The organism is Nonomuraea sp. NPDC050783 (assembly GCF_040802095.1).
Taxonomy (GTDB): domain Bacteria; phylum Actinomycetota; class Actinomycetes; order Streptosporangiales; family Streptosporangiaceae; genus Nonomuraea.
In genome coordinates, this window is record NZ_JBFAHK010000007.1 from 278,908 (window position 1) to 296,996 (window position 18,089).

At 73.3% G+C, this 18,089-nt stretch carries 18 protein-coding genes and 1 pseudogene; 10 read left to right on the forward strand and 9 right to left on the reverse strand.

The genetic code is table 11. The annotated features are described in order from the left end of the window. Positions 1-290: 290 nt before the first annotated feature. From lnt to AB0H75_RS21540, 5 genes are all read left to right on the forward strand, one after another. A complete protein-coding gene (lnt, locus tag AB0H75_RS21520; RefSeq protein WP_367798687.1) occupies positions 291-1,871 on the forward strand; it encodes an apolipoprotein N-acyltransferase in 1,581 nt (526 codons plus the stop codon). Positions 1,872-1,896: 25 nt separating this feature from the next. Beyond that, on the forward strand, positions 1,897-2,652 hold the full coding sequence (locus AB0H75_RS21525) for a polyprenol monophosphomannose synthase (protein ID WP_367798689.1): 756 nt from the start codon (positions 1,897-1,899) through the stop codon (positions 2,650-2,652). Between the two features lie 125 nt (positions 2,653-2,777). After that, entirely contained in the window at positions 2,778-3,272 is a 495-nt protein-coding gene (locus AB0H75_RS21530; RefSeq protein WP_367798691.1) for an FxsA family protein, read from the forward strand. A 63-nt stretch (positions 3,273-3,335) separates the two neighbouring features. After that, positions 3,336-5,789: a molybdopterin oxidoreductase family protein gene (locus AB0H75_RS21535; protein ID WP_367798693.1), complete on the forward strand. Its 2,454-nt coding sequence runs from the start codon at positions 3,336-3,338 to the stop codon at positions 5,787-5,789. Continuing rightward, positions 5,786-6,268 carry a hypothetical protein gene (locus AB0H75_RS21540; protein ID WP_367798695.1) on the forward strand — a complete coding sequence of 161 codons (483 nt, stop codon included), beginning with the start codon at positions 5,786-5,788 and terminating at the stop codon, positions 6,266-6,268. The genes AB0H75_RS21535 and AB0H75_RS21540 overlap by 4 nt, the downstream gene beginning before the upstream one ends. A 60-nt stretch (positions 6,269-6,328) precedes the next feature. On the opposite strand, the gene AB0H75_RS21545 is transcribed toward AB0H75_RS21540, so the two are convergent. From AB0H75_RS21545 to AB0H75_RS21580, 8 genes are all read right to left on the reverse strand, one after another. After that, positions 6,329-6,673: an RNA polymerase-binding protein RbpA gene (locus tag AB0H75_RS21545; RefSeq protein ID WP_367798697.1), complete on the reverse strand. Its 345-nt coding sequence runs from the start codon at positions 6,671-6,673 to the stop codon at positions 6,329-6,331. A 182-nt stretch (positions 6,674-6,855) separates the two neighbouring features. Further along, positions 6,856-8,289, reverse strand: a complete 1,434-nt coding sequence (locus AB0H75_RS21550) for an MFS transporter (RefSeq protein WP_367798698.1) — start codon at positions 8,287-8,289, stop codon at positions 6,856-6,858. Between the two features lie 49 nt (positions 8,290-8,338). Further along, entirely contained in the window at positions 8,339-9,136 is a 798-nt protein-coding gene (locus AB0H75_RS21555) for a glycerophosphodiester phosphodiesterase family protein (protein ID WP_367799039.1), read from the reverse strand. Between the two features lie 39 nt (positions 9,137-9,175). Next, positions 9,176-9,715 carry a TrmH family RNA methyltransferase gene (locus tag AB0H75_RS21560; RefSeq protein WP_367798700.1) on the reverse strand — a complete coding sequence of 180 codons (540 nt, stop codon included), beginning with the start codon at positions 9,713-9,715 and terminating at the stop codon, positions 9,176-9,178. Beyond that, positions 9,712-10,302, reverse strand: a complete 591-nt coding sequence (locus AB0H75_RS21565; protein WP_367798702.1) for a class I SAM-dependent methyltransferase — start codon at positions 10,300-10,302, stop codon at positions 9,712-9,714. The genes AB0H75_RS21560 and AB0H75_RS21565 overlap by 4 nt, the downstream gene beginning before the upstream one ends. 11 nt (positions 10,303-10,313) lie before the next feature. Beyond that, positions 10,314-11,261: a VWA domain-containing protein gene (locus AB0H75_RS21570; RefSeq protein ID WP_367798704.1), complete on the reverse strand. Its 948-nt coding sequence runs from the start codon at positions 11,259-11,261 to the stop codon at positions 10,314-10,316. Beyond that, positions 11,258-12,205: a DUF58 domain-containing protein gene (locus AB0H75_RS21575; RefSeq protein ID WP_367798705.1), complete on the reverse strand. Its 948-nt coding sequence runs from the start codon at positions 12,203-12,205 to the stop codon at positions 11,258-11,260. The genes AB0H75_RS21570 and AB0H75_RS21575 overlap by 4 nt, the downstream gene beginning before the upstream one ends. Next, positions 12,202-13,203, reverse strand: coding sequence for an AAA family ATPase (locus AB0H75_RS21580; protein ID WP_367798707.1), 1,002 nt, complete (start codon positions 13,201-13,203; stop codon positions 12,202-12,204). The genes AB0H75_RS21575 and AB0H75_RS21580 overlap by 4 nt, the downstream gene beginning before the upstream one ends. A 55-nt stretch (positions 13,204-13,258) precedes the next feature. Here AB0H75_RS21580 and AB0H75_RS21585 point away from each other — a divergent pair, with 55 nt between their 5' ends. Beyond that, positions 13,259-14,080, forward strand: a complete 822-nt coding sequence (locus AB0H75_RS21585; RefSeq protein WP_367798709.1) for a hypothetical protein — start codon at positions 13,259-13,261, stop codon at positions 14,078-14,080. A 108-nt stretch (positions 14,081-14,188) separates the two neighbouring features. Here AB0H75_RS21585 and AB0H75_RS21590 read toward each other — a convergent pair whose 3' ends face one another. Then, complete coding sequence (locus AB0H75_RS21590; RefSeq protein WP_367798711.1) at positions 14,189-15,010, reverse strand: class I SAM-dependent methyltransferase; 822 nt, start codon at positions 15,008-15,010, stop codon at positions 14,189-14,191. Between the two features lie 74 nt (positions 15,011-15,084). Between AB0H75_RS21590 and AB0H75_RS21595 the strand changes: the two genes are divergently transcribed. The 4 genes and pseudogenes from AB0H75_RS21595 (at position 15,085) to AB0H75_RS21610 (ending at position 18,039) form a co-directional block, all read left to right on the forward strand. After that, positions 15,085-15,687 (forward strand): TetR/AcrR family transcriptional regulator, encoded by a 603-nt coding sequence (locus AB0H75_RS21595; protein WP_367798713.1) that lies wholly within the window; start codon positions 15,085-15,087, stop codon positions 15,685-15,687. Between the two features lie 93 nt (positions 15,688-15,780). Continuing rightward, positions 15,781-16,641 (forward strand): DUF2268 domain-containing protein, encoded by an 861-nt coding sequence (locus AB0H75_RS21600; RefSeq protein ID WP_367798715.1) that lies wholly within the window; start codon positions 15,781-15,783, stop codon positions 16,639-16,641. Between the two features lie 203 nt (positions 16,642-16,844). Further along, positions 16,845-17,420, forward strand: a pseudogene (locus tag AB0H75_RS21605) (ClpP family protease); the annotation flags it as partial. 1 nt (position 17,421) lies between these two features. After that, positions 17,422-18,039 carry an ATP-dependent Clp protease proteolytic subunit gene (locus tag AB0H75_RS21610; RefSeq protein WP_367798717.1) on the forward strand — a complete coding sequence of 206 codons (618 nt, stop codon included), beginning with the start codon at positions 17,422-17,424 and terminating at the stop codon, positions 18,037-18,039. Positions 18,040-18,089: the final 50 nt, after the last annotated feature.

Consider the following 18,089-nt stretch of genomic DNA (forward strand, 5'->3'; position numbering starts at 1 on the left):
CCAACCGGGCGGGGGGTTGGACCCGGGACGGGCCCGGGAGCCCAGTAGACAACGGAATTCCGCGCTCGCCGCCGACGAGACGGATCCGGTCCGAAGGGTTTCCGGGCCCTTTTCCCGCTCCCGTGCGCCGGACGCGAGTGCGCCGGGTGATCCCGTCGGCCGCGGGATCACCCTGCCGCGCCGCCGCGACCCCGCATGCCCCCGCACGGCCCCCGCGCGGCCGTGGGCGCCACCCGGGGGCGGTACCGTTTGCGCAAGCAGGCGTTCGACGGTGGCGGAGGAGACCCGCAGTGGTGCAGGAACGAACGAGCCCGCCGTCCCCGGGCTCCGCGGGCGGCGCGGGCGGCGTCCCGGCCGTTCCCGCGGGCGCCGGGCGGTTGCCGGTGCGGGTCGCGGCGGCCGCGTCCGGCGGGCTGGTGCTGTTCGCCGCGTTCCCGCCGCTCGGCTGGTGGCCGTGCGCGCCCCTGGGCATCGCCCTCCTGGTGGTCTCCCTCTTCGGCGCCCGTCCCCGCCGCGCCGCCTGGATCGGCGCCGTCGGCGCGGCGGTGTTCCTGTTCCCGACCCTGGCCTGGGTCAGGGCGATCGGCGACGACGTGTGGGTCCTGCTGGTGGCCACGGAGAGCGTCTTCTACGCCGCCCTGGCCGCCCTGGCCGCGCTGGTGTTCCGGCTGCGCGGCTGGCCCGTGTGGTTCGGCGGCCTGTGGGTGGCGATGGAGTGGGCGCGCGGCCTGGTGCCGATCGGCGGCTTCCCGTGGGCGCGGGCGGCCTTCAGCCAGGGCCGGTCGTTGTTCACCGAGTACGCCGCGCTCGGCGGCGCCCCCCTGGTGTCGTTCGCCGTGGCCCTGTGCGGCGCCCTGCTGGCCGGCGCCGTCGTGTCCCGGCCTCCGGCCGCCCGCCCCTGGGCGCGCGCGGCACCGGCGCTCCTGGCGCTGGCGGTGCCCCTCCTGACCCTGGTGGTGCCGCGCCCCGGCGACGAGGGCCGCACGGTCAACGTCGGCATCGTGCAGGGCAACGTCCCCGGCCGCGGCATGTACGCCCTCGGCGACGAGCCGGCCGTCGTGCTGCGCAACCACGCCGACGAGACCAAGCGCCTGGCCCAGGCCGTCCGCGAGGGCAGGCTGCCCAGGCCCGACATCGTGGTCCTGCCGGAGAACTCCACCGACATCGACCCCTACCGCGACGAGTACGCCCGCCAGATCATCCAGGACTCCGTCAGCGACGTCGGCGTGCCCACGCTCGTGGGCGCCGTGGTGGCCATCGGCGACGACCGGCGCGCCACCCGCAGCCTCACCTGGGACCCGGTCACCGGGCCCGGCGCCTACTACGACAAGCAGAACCTGGTGCCGTTCGGCGAGTACACCCCGTTCAAGGACCTGGTGCTGGCCCTGTCGGAGCGGGCGAACCTGGTGGGCCGCCAGTCGGTGCCCGGCCACCGGCCCGGCGACCTCAAGCTGGGCCCGGTCACGATCGGCGCGGTCAACTGCTACGAGGTCGCCTACGACGGCACCGTGCGCGAGACCGTGCGCGCCGGCGGCACCCCGCTCGTGGTGCAGACCAACAACGCCAGCTACGCCCTGTCCAACCTGCCGGCGCAGCAGCTCGCCATGTCCCAGCTGCGCGCCGTCGAGCACAACAGGGCCGTCGTCACCGCCGCCACCACGGGGATCTCCGCTTTTGTCACGCCTGACGGTAAGGTCTCCTGGCAGACCCGCGAACTGATCGCGGACATGAACGTGGTGAAGGTGCCCGTCCGCACCCAGGAGACGCTCGCCACCAAGGTGGGCGCCTGGCCGGAATGGGCACTGACGGTGATGGGAGTCGCGGCGGCCGCGGTCGCCGCGTGGAGCGGCGGACGACGGGCCAGGCGGTGAGGTGACGGGTGAGGACCTACTGAACATGGAGACTCTCGGCAGGGTGCTCGTCGTCGTCCCGACCTACAACGAGCGCGACAACCTCCCCTCGATCGTCGAGCGCATCCGGTCGGCCGTGCCGCACGCCCACGTGCTCGTGGCCGACGACAACAGCCCCGACGGCACCGGCGAGGTCGCCGACGGGCTGGCCGCCGCCGACGAGCAGGTGCACGTCCTGCACCGGCCCGGCAAGCAGGGCCTCGGCGCGGCCTACATCGCGGGTTTCCGCTGGGGCCTGGACCAGGGCTACGAGGTGCTGGTGGAGATGGACGCCGACGGCTCCCACCAGCCCGAGGAGCTGCCCCGGCTGCTGGACGCGCTGGGCGAGGGCGCCGACCTGGCCATCGGCTCGCGGTACGTCCCCGGCGGCCGGATCGTCAACTGGCCGCAGCGGCGCGAGCTGCTGTCCAAGGGCGCCAACGTCTACACCCGCGTCATGCTCGGCCTGCCGGTGCGCGACGCGACCGCGGGCTTTCGCGCCTACCGGGCCGCCGCCCTGGAGAAGGTGGGCCTGGCGGGGGTGGAGTCGCAGGGCTACTGCTTCCAGGTGGACCTGACGCTGCGCACGTCCCGGCACGGGCTGCGGGTGGTGGAGGTGCCGATCACGTTCGTGGAGCGGACGGTCGGCAAGAGCAAGATGAGCGGGAAGATCATGTCCGAGGCGCTGTGGCGCATCGGGTTGTGGGGCGTGGCCGGCCTCCCCAGGCGGCTGCGCCGCGGCCGCGGCACCGGCACCGGCTAGCCCGGACCGGCCGGCTCGGCACAGGTCAGCCCGGCCGCTCAGGAACGCGCGCGGCGCCCCGCGCGTTGTTCCCGGTGTACGCGGTCCCTGGCGTGCGTGCGCGTGATGCGGAATCGAGGAAAACGATGCGGCTCCTGCTGTTCCTGGCCTTCCTGGTCGTCCCCGTGCTGGAGATCTGGCTGCTGATCCAGGTCGGGTCCGTGATCGGCGGGCCCGCGACCGTGGCCCTGCTGATCGCCGACAGCCTGCTCGGCGCCTGGCTCGTGCGCCGCGAGGGGCGGCGGGCCTGGCGGGCGCTGCAGGAGGCGCTGCGCTCCGGCCGGATGCCCGAGCGCGAGCTGGCCGACGGCGGCCTGGTGCTGGTGGGCGGCACGCTGCTGCTGACGCCCGGCTTCTTCAGCGACGTCCTCGGCTTCGCGTGCATCCTGCCGGCCACGCGGCCGTTCATGCGGCGGCTGGGGGCGTGGCTCTTCGAGCGGCGCATCAAGCGCATGGCGGCGGCCTCGCCGTACGCCGGCCTCTTCCCGGCCCGCCAGGACCCCGGCGCCTCCCACGGCGCTCCCCACGGCGGCCCGGTGGTGACCGGCGAGGTCATCAGGGAGGAGCGCGACCCGCGCTAGCACGTATGGCCCGTCCCCTGCGGGGAAGGCGTCCCCGATCTCCGAGGAACGCCGGGAGGGCACATGCCGCGGGTGGACAGAATCGCCGAGCCGTGGGGGACGCGGACGCCGTACGGGCCGGGTGAGCCCTGGCCGGTGCGCGTGGACTCCTTCCTGGAGGCGGGCCTGGGCGAGCAGGACGTGGAGCGCTGGGTGCAGAGCGCGTCGATCCTGCACAGCAACGGCGACGCCATGGACATCGCCGTCCGCGCGGGCCGCATCGTCGGGGTGCGCGGCCGGGCCGCCGACCGGGTCAACCGCGGCCGCCTGGACCCCAAGGACCTGTACGCCTGGCAGTCCGGCCGCGCCCCCGACCGCCTGACGCGCCCCCTGGTCCGCGAGAACGGCCGGCTGGTGGAGAGCGACTGGGAGACCGCCATGGACCGCGTCACCGGCAACCTGCGGCGGCTGCTGGCCGACCAGGGGCCGAGCGCCGTCGGCTTCTACACCACCGGCCAGCTCTTCCTGGAGGAGTACTACACCCTCGCCCTGCTCGCGCACGGCGGCATCGGCACCAACCACGTGGACGGCAACACCCGCCTGTGCACGGCCACGGCGGCGGCCGCGCTGAAGGAGTCGTTCGGCTGCGACGGCCAGCCCGGCTCGTACGCGGACGTGGACCATGCCGACGTCATCGCCCTGTACGGCCACAACGTCGCCGAGACCCAGAGCGTCCTGTGGAGCCGCGTTCTCGACCGGCTGGCCGGCCCCAACCCGCCCGCCCTGGTCTGCGTGGACCCGCGCGAGACCGAGGTCGCCCGCGCCGCCGCCGTCCACCTGGCCCCGCGCCCCGGCACCAACGTCGCGCTCATGAACGGCCTGCTGCACGAGATCATCGCCAACGGCTGGATCGACGAGGGCTACCTGCGCTCCCACACGGTCGGCTTCGAGGAGTTGCGCGAGCGCGTGGCCGCCTGGCCGCCGGAGGAGGCCGCCCGCGTCTGTGACGTGCCGGTGGCCGACCTGCGCGAGGCGGCCCGGCTGCTGGGCACCGCCGAGCGGTTACTGTCCACCGTCCTGCAGGGCTTCTACCAGGCCCACCAGGCCACGGCCGCGGCCGTGCAGGTCAACAACGTGCACCTGCTGCGTGGCATGCTCGGCCGGCCCGGCTGCGGCGTGCTGCAGATGAACGGCCAGCCCACCGCCCAGAACACCCGCGAGTGCGGCGCCGACGGCGACCTGCCGGGCTTTCGCAACTGGGCCAACGAGGCGCACGTGCGCGACCTGGCCCGCGTCTGGAACATCGACCCGATGGACATCCCGCACTACTCGCCGCCCACCCACGCGATGCAGATGTTCCGCTACGCCGAGGAGGGCTCGATCCGGTTCCTGTACGTGATCGGCACCAACCCGGCGGTGTCGCTGCCCGAGCTGCGCCGCGTCCGCTCGATCCTGGCGCGCGAGGGGCTGTTCCTGGTGGTGCAGGACATCTTCCTGTCGGAGACCGCGCGGCTCGCCGACGTGGTGCTGCCGGCCGCGACCTGGGGCGAGAAGACCGGCACCTTCACCAACGCCGACCGCACCGTGCACCTGTCGGACCAGGCCGTGGACCCGCCCGGCGAGGCCAGGTCCGACCTCGACATCTTCCTCGACCTCGCGCGCCGCCTGGACCTGCGCGACAAGGACGGCGCGCCGCTGGTCAAGTGGAGCGACCCCGAGGGCGCGTTCGAGGGCTGGAAGGAGTGCTCGCGCGGCCGGCCGTGCGACTACACCGGGCTGACGTACGCGATGCTGCGCGGCGGCAGCGGCGTGCAGTGGCCGTGCGACGAGGCCCACCCCGTCGGCACCGAGCGGCTCTACGCCGACGGCCGCTTCTTCAGCGCCCCCGACTACTGCGAGGGCTACGGGCGCGACCTGGTGACCGGCGCGCCGCTGTCGGACACCGAGTACAAGGCGCTCAACCCCGGCGCCAAGGCGATCATCAAGGCGGCCGAGTACGTCCCGCCGCACGAGCCGCCCGGCGAGGAGTTCCCGCTCTGCCTGATCACCGGCCGCACGCTCTACCACTTCCACACCCGCACCAAGACCGGGCGCACCCCGCAGCTCCGGCAGGCCGCGCCGCAGGTGTGGGCCGAGCTGTCGCCGGGGGAGGCCGCCCGCGCCGGGCTGGCCGAGGGCGACCTGCTGGAGGTGGCCACGCCGCGCGGCACGGTCCGCGCCCGGCTGCGGGTGACCGCCATGCGGGACGGGGTGGTCTTCCTGCCGTTCCACTACGGCTACTGGGACGAGCCCGGCGGATCCGGGCCGCGGGACGCGGAGAGCGGCCGGGCGGCCAACGAGCTGACCGTCACCGACTGGGACCCGGTCTCCAAGCAGCCCCTGTTCAAGACGGCCGCGGCCCGGGTGCGGCTGGTCGAGCCGGGCGGCGGCGAGCCGTCCCCGGCGCCCACCACGGCCGCGTCCAGGCCGGTCGCGCCGGGCGTGCCGGCCACCGCCGGCGGCGAGGCCGCCCTGGCCCGCGAGGGAGGCGCCGCGTGAAGCTGGACCTGGTGCTCAAGGAGCTGCACCGCGCCGAGAACGGGCTGGCCCACCTGCTGCTGCGGATGTCGGAGCGGCACCGTACCGACCACGAGACGTACTACGTGGCCCGCGACCTGGCCGCCTGGTCGCGCGACCACGTGCGCCTGCTGGCCGAGGCGGGCGAGGGCTACGGGCTGGAGCTGGACCCGTCGCCGGCGGGGGAGTCCACGCCGGTGGAGCGGATGCGGGAGAAGGCCGCCGAATGGCTCGGCCGGCGCCAGGAGCCCGGCCTGCTCCTGCTGGCCGACTTCCGCCACCTGTACCGGGAGGCCGCGGGCGTGTCGATGGACTGGGAGCTGCTCGCCCAGGCCGCGCAGGGCGCCCGGCGGCGCGAGCTGCTGGAGCTGGCCAGGAGCTGCCACCCGCGGACGCTGCGCCAGCTCCGCTGGGCCGACTCCCGGCTCAAGGACACCGCCACCCAGGTGCTGGTGAGCTGAGGCGGACACGAAGGACCCCCGGGCCGGAACCGGCCCGGGGGTCTCACCGTGAGAAGAAGCTCAGGCGCTCTTGCGGCGCTGGGCCCGAAGGACCGCCAGCCGCTCGTTGAGCACCTCCTCAAGATCCTCGATGGACCGCCGTTCCAGGAGCATGTCCCAGTGTGTCCGCGGGGGCTTGATCTTCTTCGACTCCGGCTGCTCGCCGTCCACTCGCACCGCGGTCGCGCCGCACATGCGGCACTCCCACGTCGCGGGGATCTCGGCCTCGGCGGCAAGCGGCACCTCGAAGCGATGGCCCTTCGGACAGGTGTAGGACACCTCCTGGCGCGGGGCCAGATCCGTGTTACGGTCGTTCTCGTAGCTGGTTGCCCCGAGCCGGGTGCCACGAAGCGCGCGCTCGCCCATGTCTGAATGCCTCCTACAGGGCCCCCATGCGTGGGGGGTCTGTCTCCCACGGTGTCTAACGCTTGGTACCGTGATGGGATTCCCACCCTCGGGGTGATCCAATCGCGCTCGGCCCCTCGGTTTCTGGCCCCGCTGCTCCGGGCGGGTGGCGATGCGCGGCGATCAGCGGCGATCAGCGGTGGTCAGACGCGTTCGGGCACCTCGTTGCCCGCGTCGCGGATGGCCTTGGGCAGGTTCGTCAGGGCCAGCAACACGAAACCGAGCACGAAGAAGACCACCATCGAGACGATGGCGATGCGGTAGCTGTTGGTCAGCTGCAACGCCACGGTGACGGTCAGCGAGCCGATGAACGCCGAACCCTTGTCGCTGATCTGCAGCAGGCTGAAGTACTCCGCCTCGCGCCCCTTCGGGATGACCTGCGAGAACAACGAGCGCGACAGCGCCTGCGTGCCGCCCAGCACGATCGCGATGGCGAAGGCCATCAGGTAGAACTGCAGCGCCTGCCCCTCGGCCACGAACATGGCCGCCGCCACGATCGCCGTCCACAACACCAGGCTCCCCAGCACCGTGCGCTTGGTACCGAGGGCGCGCGCCAGCCGGCCCAGCAGCAGCGCCCCGAAGAACGCCACGAACTGCACCATCAGGATCGCGGTGATCTGCACGGTCTGGGGCAGCTTGAGCGCCTCGGAGGCGAACGCCGCGCTGTTGCCGATCACGGTCTGCACGCCGTCGTTGTAGACCAGGTACGCCACCAGGAACAGCAGCGTCAGCGGGTAGCGCCGCAGCTCGGCGAGGGTGCGGCCGAGCTGGCGGAAGCTGCCGCCGACCGAGGCCAGCGCGGTGCTCTCGTGCGCCGGCACCGGCCGGTTGCGCAGCCGCAGCAGCGGCACGATGGTGAACGTGGCCCACCACAGGCCGGAGGAGGCCATGCAGATCCGCACCGCCATGCCCTGGCTCAGCCCCAGGCTCTCGTACTGCAGGTACAGCACCAGGTTGAGGGCCAGCAGCAGGCCGCCGCCCAGGTAGCCGATGGCCCAGCCGCGCGAGGAGACCCTGTCGCGCTCCTGCGGGGTGGAGATCTGCGGCAGGAACGAGTCGTAGACCACGATGGACGAGCCGTAGGCCAGGTTCGCCAGGATGAACAGCACCCCGCCCAGCAGGTAGCGGTCGCCCTCGACGAAGAACAGGCCCATCGCGGCCAGCGCCCCGACGTAGGCGAAGCCGCCGAGCAGCTCCTTCTTGCGGCCGGTGTGGTCGGCCAGCGCGCCCACCACCGGCAGGAACACGATCTGCAGGAACACCGCGACCGTGGTGATCAGCCCGAAGTACGCGGCCGGCCGGATGTCGGCGCCCAGCACGTCCACGTACCCCAGGCCGGGGTTGGCGGCGGCCAGCTCGTCGAAGGTGTCGGCGCAGGTGGCGGCGGCCACGCCGGGGAAGTCCTTGGCGCAGGCCGCGGTCCTGGCGACCGGGATGAGGTAGGGCCCCAGGAAGACCGAGATGACCACGGTGTAGAAGGCCGAGTTGGCCCAGTCGTAGACGTACCAGCCGCGCTGCTCGCGCCGGCGCGCTGCGGGGGAGTCGTCGAGGGCCGCGGGGGGTGCGGGTACGGGCATGGGGACGGGTCGCTCCTTCGCGGCGGCGGGGTGGGGGAGAGGCTCGGGGTCAGGCGGCCAGGCTGCCGGGATGCCACTGGCCGCGCCGGCTCAGCACCTCGCGCAGGCCGGTGACGTTGTCGGTCATGATGCCGTCCACGCCGAGGTCGAGCAGCTGCTCCATGCGGGCGGGGTCGTTGACGGTCCACACGTGCACCTGCATGCCGATGGCGTGCGCGGTGCGGACCAGGCGGCGGGTGGTGACGCGCAGCCCGCGGATGCCCACCGGCACCTGGGCGCAGGGGACGCCGGCGCGCGACAGGCGGGCCAGCAGCCGGCCGTAGCCGGAGGTGGCGGCCGCGGCGCGCAGCGCGGCCACGCCGCGCGGCCCGAGCGCCGAGCACACCTCCCGGCCCAGCGCCGCCTTGGCCAGCACCAGCCGCTCGTCGGAGAAGGAGGTCAGGCAGATCCGGTCGTAGGCGTTGGTGCGCCGGACCGCCTCGGCCAGCGGCGCGATCGCCGCGGCCTCCTTGACGTCGATGTTGAAGCGGACCTGCGGCCAGGTGCCCAGGAGGTCCTCCAGCAGGGGGATCTCGTGGACGCCGCCGATGCGGGCCCGCCGGACCGCCCGGTAGGGCAGCTCGGAGATGCGCCCCCGCTGGTCGGTCACCCGGTCGAGGGTGTGGTCGTGGAAGGCGACCAGCACGCCGTCGGCGGTGGCGTGCGCGTCGGTCTCCAGATAGGTGTAGCCGAGCCCGACCGCCCGTTCGAAGGCGGCCACGGAGTTCTCCGCGCCTTCCGCGGCTCCTCCGCGGTGGGCGAAGGCGAGCGGGCCCGGATGGTCGAGGAAGGCGAATCGGCGGCTCAGCACGTCCTGAAGTATGCCCTTCCGGGATGAACGGTGTGGTTACGAATCGGGGAGATTCTGCCACTCCTGGCGGCGTGCCTCGGCCAGCGCGATGGCGGTGGCCACCGCGACGTTGAACGAGCCCACCCGGCCGACCTGCGGGATGTAGCAGGCGCCGTCCACGGCGTCGAGCAGGGCGGGGGAGCAGCCGTGGTCCTCGCTGCCGACCACCAGGCACACGTCGCGCCCGAGGTCGGCCCGGTGCAGCGGCACCGCCTCGGCGGTCAGCTCGATGGCCAGCACGGTGAAGCCCTCCTCGCGGGCGGCCTTGACCGCCTCGGTGGCGGGCACCGGCTCGTGCCAGGTGACCAGCCGCTCGGTGCCGAGCGCGGTCTTGCCGGCCTTGGGGTTGGTCGGCGGGGTGGCGTTGCCGGCCAGCCAGATCTCGTCCACGCCGAACGCCGCCGCGCTGCGGAAGATCGAGCCGATGTTGAACGGGCCGGTGACCGACTCCACGATCAGGCCGAGGCGGTTGGCGGTGTTCCTGCGCCAGGTGCGGTTGAGCCGCTTGACGTCGGTGGGGCGCAGCTGCCTTCTCATGGGGTCACCTTCAGGATGCGGTAGGCGGCCCGGCTGGCCTCGCGGGAGACCTGCCAGCCCTGCTCGCCGAGCCAGCGCTGCAGGGAGTCGGAGCCGAGGTGTTTCTGGACGACCAGGTAGGCCACGCCGTCGGGCGTCAGCCGGGACAGCCACCTGGTGAGCATGTCGTGCAGGGCCTGCTTGCCGATGCGGATCGCCGGGTTGGACCAGATCGCCCGGAACCGGACGTCGCCCGGCACCTCGTCGGCATGCACTGACCTTACTTTGTCAAGGCGGGCGGTCTTGGCATTGCGCTCGGTCAGCTCCAGGCCGCGCCGGTTGACATCGACGGCCCACACGGTGGCCCGCGGGGCACGGGAGGCCATCGTCAGCGCGATCGGCCCGTAGCCGCAGCCCAGGTCGAGCAGGTCGCCCTCCTGGGGCGGCGGCGGGACGCTCTCCAGCAGCACGCGCGTGCCCACGTCGACCCGCTCCGGCGAGAACACCCCGCTGTCGGTCTCCAGCCGCAGGTGCAGGTCGGGCAGGACGAGATCGACCGCGCCGGGCCGGCTGGCGGCGCCCGGCCGCTCGGAGAAGTAGTGGGCCACGTGGTGAAACGTTACGGGATGCGCGAGCCGAACATGACCGCGGCGCCCGCCACCAGGAGCCCGGCGATGACGGCGGCCACGATGAACCACTGGGTGATCTCCTGGCTGACCAGCTTGTAGCCGAGCGAGGTGCCGATCTGCTCGTAGACCTCGCGCAGCTCGGCGCCGGACTCGGCGGTGTAGGCGCGACCGGAGGTGCCGTCGGACAGCGACTGCAGGGTCTGCTTGTTGACCGGGACGTTCACCGGGCGGCCGTCGATGTCGACGGTGCCGTCCTGGGTGCCGTAGGCGATGGTGGAGACCGGGACGTGGGCCTGCTGGGCGGCCTCGATGGCCTCGTTGACGGAGCGGCCGGAGGTGTTGTCGCCGTCGGACAGCAGCACGATCGCGGCGGGCGGCGGGTCGGTGGCGGCCTGCTGGTCGAAGGCGCGCAGCGAGTCGAGGGCGTTGAAGACGGCCTCGCCGATGGCGGTGCCCGGGCGGGTGGTGAGGGTGCCGATGGCGGTGATGACGGCCTGGTGGTCGGTGGTGGGGGAGATGACGACGTTGGCCGAGCGGGCGAAGGAGACGACGCCGACGTTGAAGCGGTCGGGCAGCTCGCGGGCGAAGTTCTGGGCGGCGGTCTTGGCGGCGGCGATGCGGTTGGGCTGGACGTCGCCGGCGTCCATGGACAGCGACACGTCCAGGGCGATCATGATGGTGGCCCGGTCGCGGGGGACGCGGACCTGGTCGGCGGGCTTGGCGGCGCCGATGACCAGCAGCGACATCATGACGAGGAAGAGGGCGGGCGCGACGTGCCGGCGCCAGCCGGGGCCGGCGGGGGCGACGAGGTCGAGCAGGGCGAGGTTGGTGAAGCGCACGGTGTAGCGGCGGCGGGCGAACATCGCCGCGACGTAGCCGGCCACCAGCAGCGCCACCAGGACGAACAACCACAGCCAGCCGGGCGCGAGGAACGTCATGTCACCTTCCCGTGGGCTCTGCGGGCGACGTGGCTCATGCGGCGCTGGCGCAGCACGAACTGCGCGATGTCGAAGACCCAGTCGCGGTCGGTGCGCAGCACCAGGTGGGCGATGCCGGCGCGGCGCAGCGCCCGGCGGGTGCCCTCGCGCTGGAGCTCCGCGGCTTCGGCGTAGGCCCGGCGGACTTTGGGCGTCAGGTGCACCTCGCGTACGTTCCCGGTCTCGGGGTCGGCGAACGCGACCCGGCCGACGTCGGGCAGTTCGAGCTCGCGGGGGTCGATGACCTCGACGGCCAGGACCTGGTGGCGGGCGGCCAGCCGCCTGATGGGGCGCTCCCAGGGGCGTTCGGCGTCGGGGTCGAGGTCGGGGCGGGCGTCGAGGAAGTCGGAGACGACGAGCCGCATGCCGCGCCTGCGGCGGGTGGCGGTCAGCACCTCGATGCCCTCGGCCAGGTCGGGCGGGTCGGGCACGACCTGGCCGCGGGGGGCGTCCATGAGGGAGTGCAGCAGCCCGTACAGGGCGGGGCGGCCGGTGCGGGCGGGCATGCGGTGGACGTACTCGTCGTGCAGGACCAGCGCGCCGAAGCGGTCGCCCATGCGGCTGGACAGGAAGCCGATGGCGCCGACGGCGGCGATGACCAGGTCGCGTTTGTCGGTGTCGGCGGTGCCGAAGTCCATGCTGGGCGACAGGTCGGCCAGGGCCCAGGTCTCCAGCTCGCGGTCGGCGATGAGGTCGCGGACGTGGGGGACGGTGGTGCGGGCGGTGACGTTCCAGTCCATGCGGCGCACGTCGTCCTCGCCGGGGACGTAGACGCGGCTGTCGCCGGCCTCGCTGCCGGTGCCGGGCAGCAGGCCCTGGTGGGCTCCGTGGAGCAGCCCGTCGAGCCGCCGGGTCACGGTGAGTTCCAGCCTGCGCAGCGCCTGCTCGGCGGTGGGGGTGCTCAACGGTTCTGGTTCCAGACGACGAGGGGCGGGGGGACGGAGTGCAGGATCTGCTTGACGACCTGCTCGGGGTCGACGCCGTCGGCCAGGGCGTCGAAGGTGAGCATGAGGCGGTGGGCCATGACGTCCACGGCGACGTCGCGCACGTCGTCGGGCAGCAGGTAGTCGCGGCCGCGCAGCAGGGCCAGGGCGCGGCCGGCGGCGACCAGGCCGAGGGTGGCGCGGGGGCTGACGCCGATCTCGATGGTGTCGGTGAGGTCGGCCAGGCCGTACTCGGCGGGGGCGCGGGTGGCCATGACCAAGCGGACGACGTAGTCGGCGACGAGCTGGTGGACCGAGACCTCCTCGGCGGCCTGCTGGAGGGCGAGCAGCTTGTCGGGTTCGAGGACGCGGTCGGGGACGGGCGGGGTGACGCTCATCCGCTGCAGGATCTCCAGCTCCTCGTGGGCGGTGGGGTGGGGGACGCGGACCCGGAACAGGAAGCGGTCGCGCTGCACCTCGGGCAGCGGGTAGACGCCCTCGGACTCGATGGGGTTCTGGGTGGCCAGCACGATGAACGGCCTGGGCAGCGGATGGGTGACGCCGGCCAGGGTGACCTGGCGCTCGGCCATGACCTCCAGGAGGGCGGACTGGACCTTGGCGGGGGCGCGGTTGATCTCGTCGGCGAGCAGGAAGTTGACGAAGACGGGGCCGAGCTCGACGTCGAACTTCTCGTTGGAGGGGTGGTAGACGCGGGTGCCGACGATGTCGCTGGGCACCAGGTCGGGGGTGAACTGGATGCGGGCGAAGGTGCCGCCCACGACGGTGGCCAGGGTGGAGGCGGCGAGGGTCTTGGCGACGCCGGGCACCCCTTCCAGCAGGCAGTGGCCGCGGGCGAGCAGGGCCACGACGAGCCTTTCCACCATGTGCTCCTGGCCGACGATCACCCGCCGGACCTCGTCGAGACTCTGACGCAGCAGTGCCGCGTCGGTTCCGTCCGGCAACTCTTCGGCGACGCTCATGACGCCATTCCACCAAACGCGCCGCAAACGTGCACGACGCCACGTCTGTGCTTTCATGGCAAACGTGGCAAGTCCCCTGCAGTACGGTGATCCGCCCCGGCTGGGGCCCTTCGTGGTGCAGGCGCGCCTGCACCAGGCGCCGGCCGGTTTCGTGTACCTGGGTCAGGCCGCCGACGGGCGGGCGGTGTCGCTGGCGGTGCTGACGCGGGGCGCCGCGTTCGACGCCGCGGCGCGCGAGCGGTTCATCACCGCGATCCGGGAGGCGGGGGGCGATCGGGCCGGCCGCCGCGGCTGGTTCGGGCGTCCGGGGCGGTCGCGGGCGGCGGCCGGGGGCACCGGGGGCACCGGGGGCACCGGGGGCACCGCCGGGGGTGCCGTGCTGGACGGGGCGCCGGAGGTGCTGGACAGCCGGCTGGGCAGCGCGCCGTGGGTGGCGGTGCCGTACGTGCCGGGGCGGCCGGGGGCGGAGTGGTTCCTGGAGCCGGTAATGGTGGGCGGGACGCTCATCGGGCAGGCGCACGGGCCGGACTTCGTGCCGTACTGGCTGACCGACCGGGCGCCGGCGCTGCCGGGCACGGCGACGCGGCGCCGGCCGCCGACCGAGACGCGGCGGCGGGTGCTGATGGCCGGGCTGGCGCTGGCGCTGCTGCTGGTGTTGGTGACGGCGATCCTGCTGCTGCTGATGCTGGGCAGGAACGACAGCGAGCCGCAGCCCCGGCAGCTGCCGCCGACGGTGTTCGTGCCGACGGCGCCGCCGACGCCGGAGACGACCGAGCCGCGGCCCTCGCCGTCGCAGTCGCCGTCGCCGACCGAGAGCGGGCCGCTCACGCCGGGCAGCACGCCCGGCGACGACCAGGGCGAGGGGTCGGCCCTGTAGCGGGGCCCGGCCCGCGCCCCGGCCGTGGGCCGGCGGGCCCCGGGCTCAGGGCTCCCTAGATTCAGGGCTCCCTAGATTCAGGGCTCCCTAGGTTCAGGGTTCCCGGCTTCAGGGCTTCAGTGGCGCGGCGACCGCCAGCGTCGTGTAGGACATGGTGAAGCCGCCGCCGGCCGCGTCCACGGCGGCTCCGACGGCCGCCAGCACCTCGGCCAGCGCGTCCGGCGGGAGCCTGGTCAGCCCGCCCGTGGTGGGCAGCAGGTCGAGCCACGCGTCGCGGGTGTAGTGGTGCTCCCAGTCGAAGCGCCAGTGCTCGGGCTCGCCGAACCCGGTGGCCTGCCGGATGCCGTCGGCGAAGGTGGCGAACATCTGGCGGTAGATCTCCCGGGCGGGCTTGGGCGGGCCGGCGGCGAACGGCGAGCCGGGCGCCACGCGCCGCAGCGCGGCGGCGAACGCCTCCGCGATCGGCGGCGGCGGGTCGTAGGCGTGGGCGAAGACCGCCAGCAGGCCGCCGGGGCGCAGCACCCGTGCCGCCTTGGCCGGGCCGGCCACCGGGTCCACCCAGTGCCAGGACTGGCCGGCGACGACCGCGTCGAACGTGCGTCCCGCGTCGTCCCAGTCCTCGAAGGTGGCGACCTCGGCCTCGACGCCGGTGCGGCGGGCGTGGCCGGCCATGCGGGGGTCCGGCTCGACCCCGAGCACCGTGCAGCCGGCGGCGAGGAACTGGCGGGCCTCGATGCCGGTGCCGCAGCCGACGTCGAGGAGGTCGGGGCCGGGGGCGGCGGCTATGATCCGCTGCACCAGGGCCTGCGGGTAGGCGGGGCGGGCGCGGTCGTAGCGTTCGGCGTCCACTCCGAACGATTCGGCCATCTGCCTGGCCTTATGGGGTTCGTTCCCGGGCGGGCGGGGGTCGTCCCGCGGTATAGTGGGCATGCGCCCACCATAGTGGGCACGCGCCCACTCGACAACCCTGGCCCCGTTCGCGCTGATGTGAGGGAGAACCGGCGATGCCCACTGGAGTGGCGCTGCGCGACGTGCGGCGGCAGTTGTTCGACGCCGCCGAGCGGGTCCTGCTCCGGGACGGCGCCGGCGGGCTGACCAGCCGCGCCGTCACGGACGAGGCGGGCGTCGCCAAGGGCGTCCTGCACCGGCACTTCGCGGACTTCGACGACTTCCTGGCCGAGCTGGTGCGGGAGCGCCTGGCCCGGCTGGACGCCCAGGCCGCCGGGCTGCGCGCGGCCGCCGGCACCGGCACCGTCGCCGGCAACCTCACCGCCGCGCTGGTCGAGCTGTTCGACCCGATCGCCGTGTCGATCGTCGCCCTCGTCCTGTTCAGGGACGAACTGCGCGCCCGCCTGCGCCGGGCCGGGCCGGGCGCGGGCGTCCCGGTCCTCACCCAGGCCGCGGGGGCGATCGGCGCCTACCTGGGCGAGGAGCGCGCGATGGGCCGCATCGCGGCCGACGCCGACGTGGACGCGCTCGCGCTCTCCCTGATCGGCGCGGGGCACCTGCTGTTCGCCGGCCGCGACGCCGGCTCCCGGGAGCCCGGGGACGTCGCCCAGGTGGTCCACGCCGTCATCGCCGACGTGGTGCAGCGGCGGCTGTTGTGAGCCCGCTGTGAGCCCGCCGTCGTGAGCCCGCCGTCGTGAGCCCGCGCTAAAGGGCTTGAGCCTCACGTCACGTGAGGGCCTAGCGTCCCGGCCATGGAATTCATCGTGCACGACACCCTGACGACGATGGCCGCGCTGCTGCGCCGGCCCCTGGGCGAGCGGCCGGACGCGGTGCGGGAGATGCTCATGCCCATGCGGCAGGCGATCCCGATGCCCGGCGACCTCGTGGACATCCACCACCAGGCGGGCGGCTTCCGGGTCGACGCCGAGGACCCGCGCTACCTGCCCGCCGTCGAGCGCATGATCGAGGCCGACGTGCTCGGCCAGGTGCGGCGCGAGCTGGAGCGCGCCTCCGCGCGGCTGGGCGCGGCCAAGCAGCACGAGTCGCTGCAGGTCATGTTCGTGCTCGGCAATCCCGACGACGAGCACCTGATGAAGCGCAGCGGCGGCTACTACGGCATGGGCGGCTCGCCGGGCTGGCTGTTCCTGCTGGCCTGGCCGGGCGAGGAGGTGATCGGCAGGATCGCGCACTGCGCGGTGCACGAGTTCCACCACAACGTGCGCTTCACGAACGTGGAGTGGAACCCGGCGCGGGTCACCGTCGGGGAGCACGTGATAGCCGAGGGGCTGGCCGAGGCGTTCGTGCGGGAGCTGTCCGGGCCGGAGGCGATGGGGCCGTGGTCGGCGATGGTGACGGGGGCCGAGTTCGACCGGGCGTACGAGCTGATCATGAAGGACTTCGACCTGGAGGGGATGCAGCACACCTCGGCGTACGTGCTGGGCGACGGCGCCATGACCGCCTTCGGGCAGGAGCCGCGCGGCATCCCCGACATGGCGGGGTACGCGGTGGGGCTGCGGCTGGTCGACCGCGCGCTGGCCGCCACCGGGCTGACGGCCACCGAGGCGACCCTGCTCCCGGCCGCCGAGCTGATGCGGCGCGGCGGCATCCGCTAGGACCGCGGCCGGGGCCACGGCGCCCGGGGATGTACGGCGCGGCCGGAGGTGCTCCGGCCGCGCCTTCTCATGTTCGCGATTGTTTGTCGAGGAAAATTCGCTGAGGGTGGAATGCGCTTTTAGAGAAATGCGCCGCCAGCGAAAACAATTCATGGCCCGCGGCGGGCGGGGATAGCGTTTTTCGCGCGAATACCCGCACGAGAAAGGCGACCGTCATGACGGAGACCCAGCGCACGGCCTGGCCGGACCAGCTCAGCCAGCGTCTGCTCAAGGAGCGCATCGTCGTCCTCGGCCAGGAGGTCGACGACGAGATTTGCAACCGGCTCTGCGGCGAGTTGCTCCTGCTGGCGGCCGAGGACCCCAGGCGTGACATAACCCTTTACATCAATTCCCCCGGCGGTTCGGTGACCGCCGGGATGGCGCTCTACGACATGATGCAGTTCATTCCGTGTGACGTGGCGACGGTGGCGATGGGGTTCGCCGCGTCGATGGGCCAGGTGCTGCTGACGGCGGGCGCCAAGGGCAAGCGGTACGCGCTGCCCAACGCCCGCGTCGTCATGCACCAGCCGCTGGGCGGCATCGGCGGCTCGGCCACTGACATCCAGATCCAGGCCGACAACATGCTCTACACCAAGCGGCGGATGGCCGAGATCATCGCCCACCACACGGGCCAGCCGCTGGAGCGCATCCAGGCCGACTCCGACCGCGACCGGTGGTTCACCGCTCAGGAGGCCCTGGAGTACGGCATCGTCGACCACATCGCCGAAGGGATGAACTGACATGAGCGGGCGTTACGTGCTGCCGTCGTTCACGGAGCGCACCTCGTACGGGATGAAGGAGCTCAACCCGTACACCAAGCTGTTCGAGGACCGGGTGATCTTCCTGGGCGCGCCGATCGACGACACCGTGGCCAACGACGTGATGGCGCAGCTGCTGACGCTGGAGTCGCTCGACCCCGACCGCGACGTCAGCATCTACATCAACTCCCCGGGCGGGTCGTTCACGGCGATGAACGCCATCTACGACACCATGCAGTTCATCCGGCCGGAGATCCACACGGTCTGCATCGGCGAGGCGGCCTCGGCGGCGGCGGTGCTGCTGGCCGCCGGCGCGCCGGGCAAGCGGGCCGCGCTGCCGCACGCCCGGGTGCTGCTGCACGAGCCGCACACCGAGGGCGGGCGCGGTCAGGGCAGCGACCTGGAGATCCACGCCAGGGAGATCCTGCGGATGCGCGACCAGCAGGAGGAGATCCTGTCCCGGCACACGGGGCGCTCGCCGCTGGAGATCCGCAAGGACATCGAGCGCGACCGCATCTTCACCGCCGAGCAGGCGCGCACGTACGGGCTGGTGGACGACATCTACGCCTCCAGGAAGCGCACCCTCGCCCCCGCCCGCTGATCTTCTGCCCCCTTTTCCCCGCAGGCGGCGCGCCCTCGTGGCGCGCCGCC

What these genes read in the sequence shown, in the direction of transcription:
- AB0H75_RS21525 (WP_367798689.1), top strand. Translation starts at nt 1,897, where the DNA reads ATGGAGACTCTCGGCAGGGTGCTCGTCGTCGTCCCGACCTACAACGAG.
- AB0H75_RS21530 (WP_367798691.1), top strand. Translation starts at nt 2,778, where the DNA reads ATGCGGCTCCTGCTGTTCCTGGCCTTCCTGGTCGTCCCCGTGCTGGAG.
- AB0H75_RS21535 (WP_367798693.1), top strand. Translation starts at nt 3,336, where the DNA reads ATGCCGCGGGTGGACAGAATCGCCGAGCCGTGGGGGACGCGGACGCCG.
- AB0H75_RS21545 (WP_367798697.1), bottom strand. Translation starts at nt 6,673, where the DNA reads ATGGGCGAGCGCGCGCTTCGTGGCACCCGGCTCGGGGCAACCAGCTAC.
- AB0H75_RS21550 (WP_367798698.1), bottom strand. Translation starts at nt 8,289, where the DNA reads ATGCCCGTACCCGCACCCCCCGCGGCCCTCGACGACTCCCCCGCAGCG.
- AB0H75_RS21560 (WP_367798700.1), bottom strand. Translation starts at nt 9,715, where the DNA reads ATGAGAAGGCAGCTGCGCCCCACCGACGTCAAGCGGCTCAACCGCACC.
- AB0H75_RS21570 (WP_367798704.1), bottom strand. Translation starts at nt 11,261, where the DNA reads ATGACGTTCCTCGCGCCCGGCTGGCTGTGGTTGTTCGTCCTGGTGGCG.
- AB0H75_RS21580 (WP_367798707.1), bottom strand. Translation starts at nt 13,203, where the DNA reads ATGAGCGTCGCCGAAGAGTTGCCGGACGGAACCGACGCGGCACTGCTG.
- AB0H75_RS21585 (WP_367798709.1), top strand. Translation starts at nt 13,259, where the DNA reads ATGGCAAACGTGGCAAGTCCCCTGCAGTACGGTGATCCGCCCCGGCTG.
- AB0H75_RS21590 (WP_367798711.1), bottom strand. Translation starts at nt 15,010, where the DNA reads ATGCCCACTATACCGCGGGACGACCCCCGCCCGCCCGGGAACGAACCC.
- AB0H75_RS21595 (WP_367798713.1), top strand. Translation starts at nt 15,085, where the DNA reads ATGCCCACTGGAGTGGCGCTGCGCGACGTGCGGCGGCAGTTGTTCGAC.
- AB0H75_RS21600 (WP_367798715.1), top strand. Translation starts at nt 15,781, where the DNA reads ATGGAATTCATCGTGCACGACACCCTGACGACGATGGCCGCGCTGCTG.
- AB0H75_RS21610 (WP_367798717.1), top strand. Translation starts at nt 17,422, where the DNA reads ATGAGCGGGCGTTACGTGCTGCCGTCGTTCACGGAGCGCACCTCGTAC.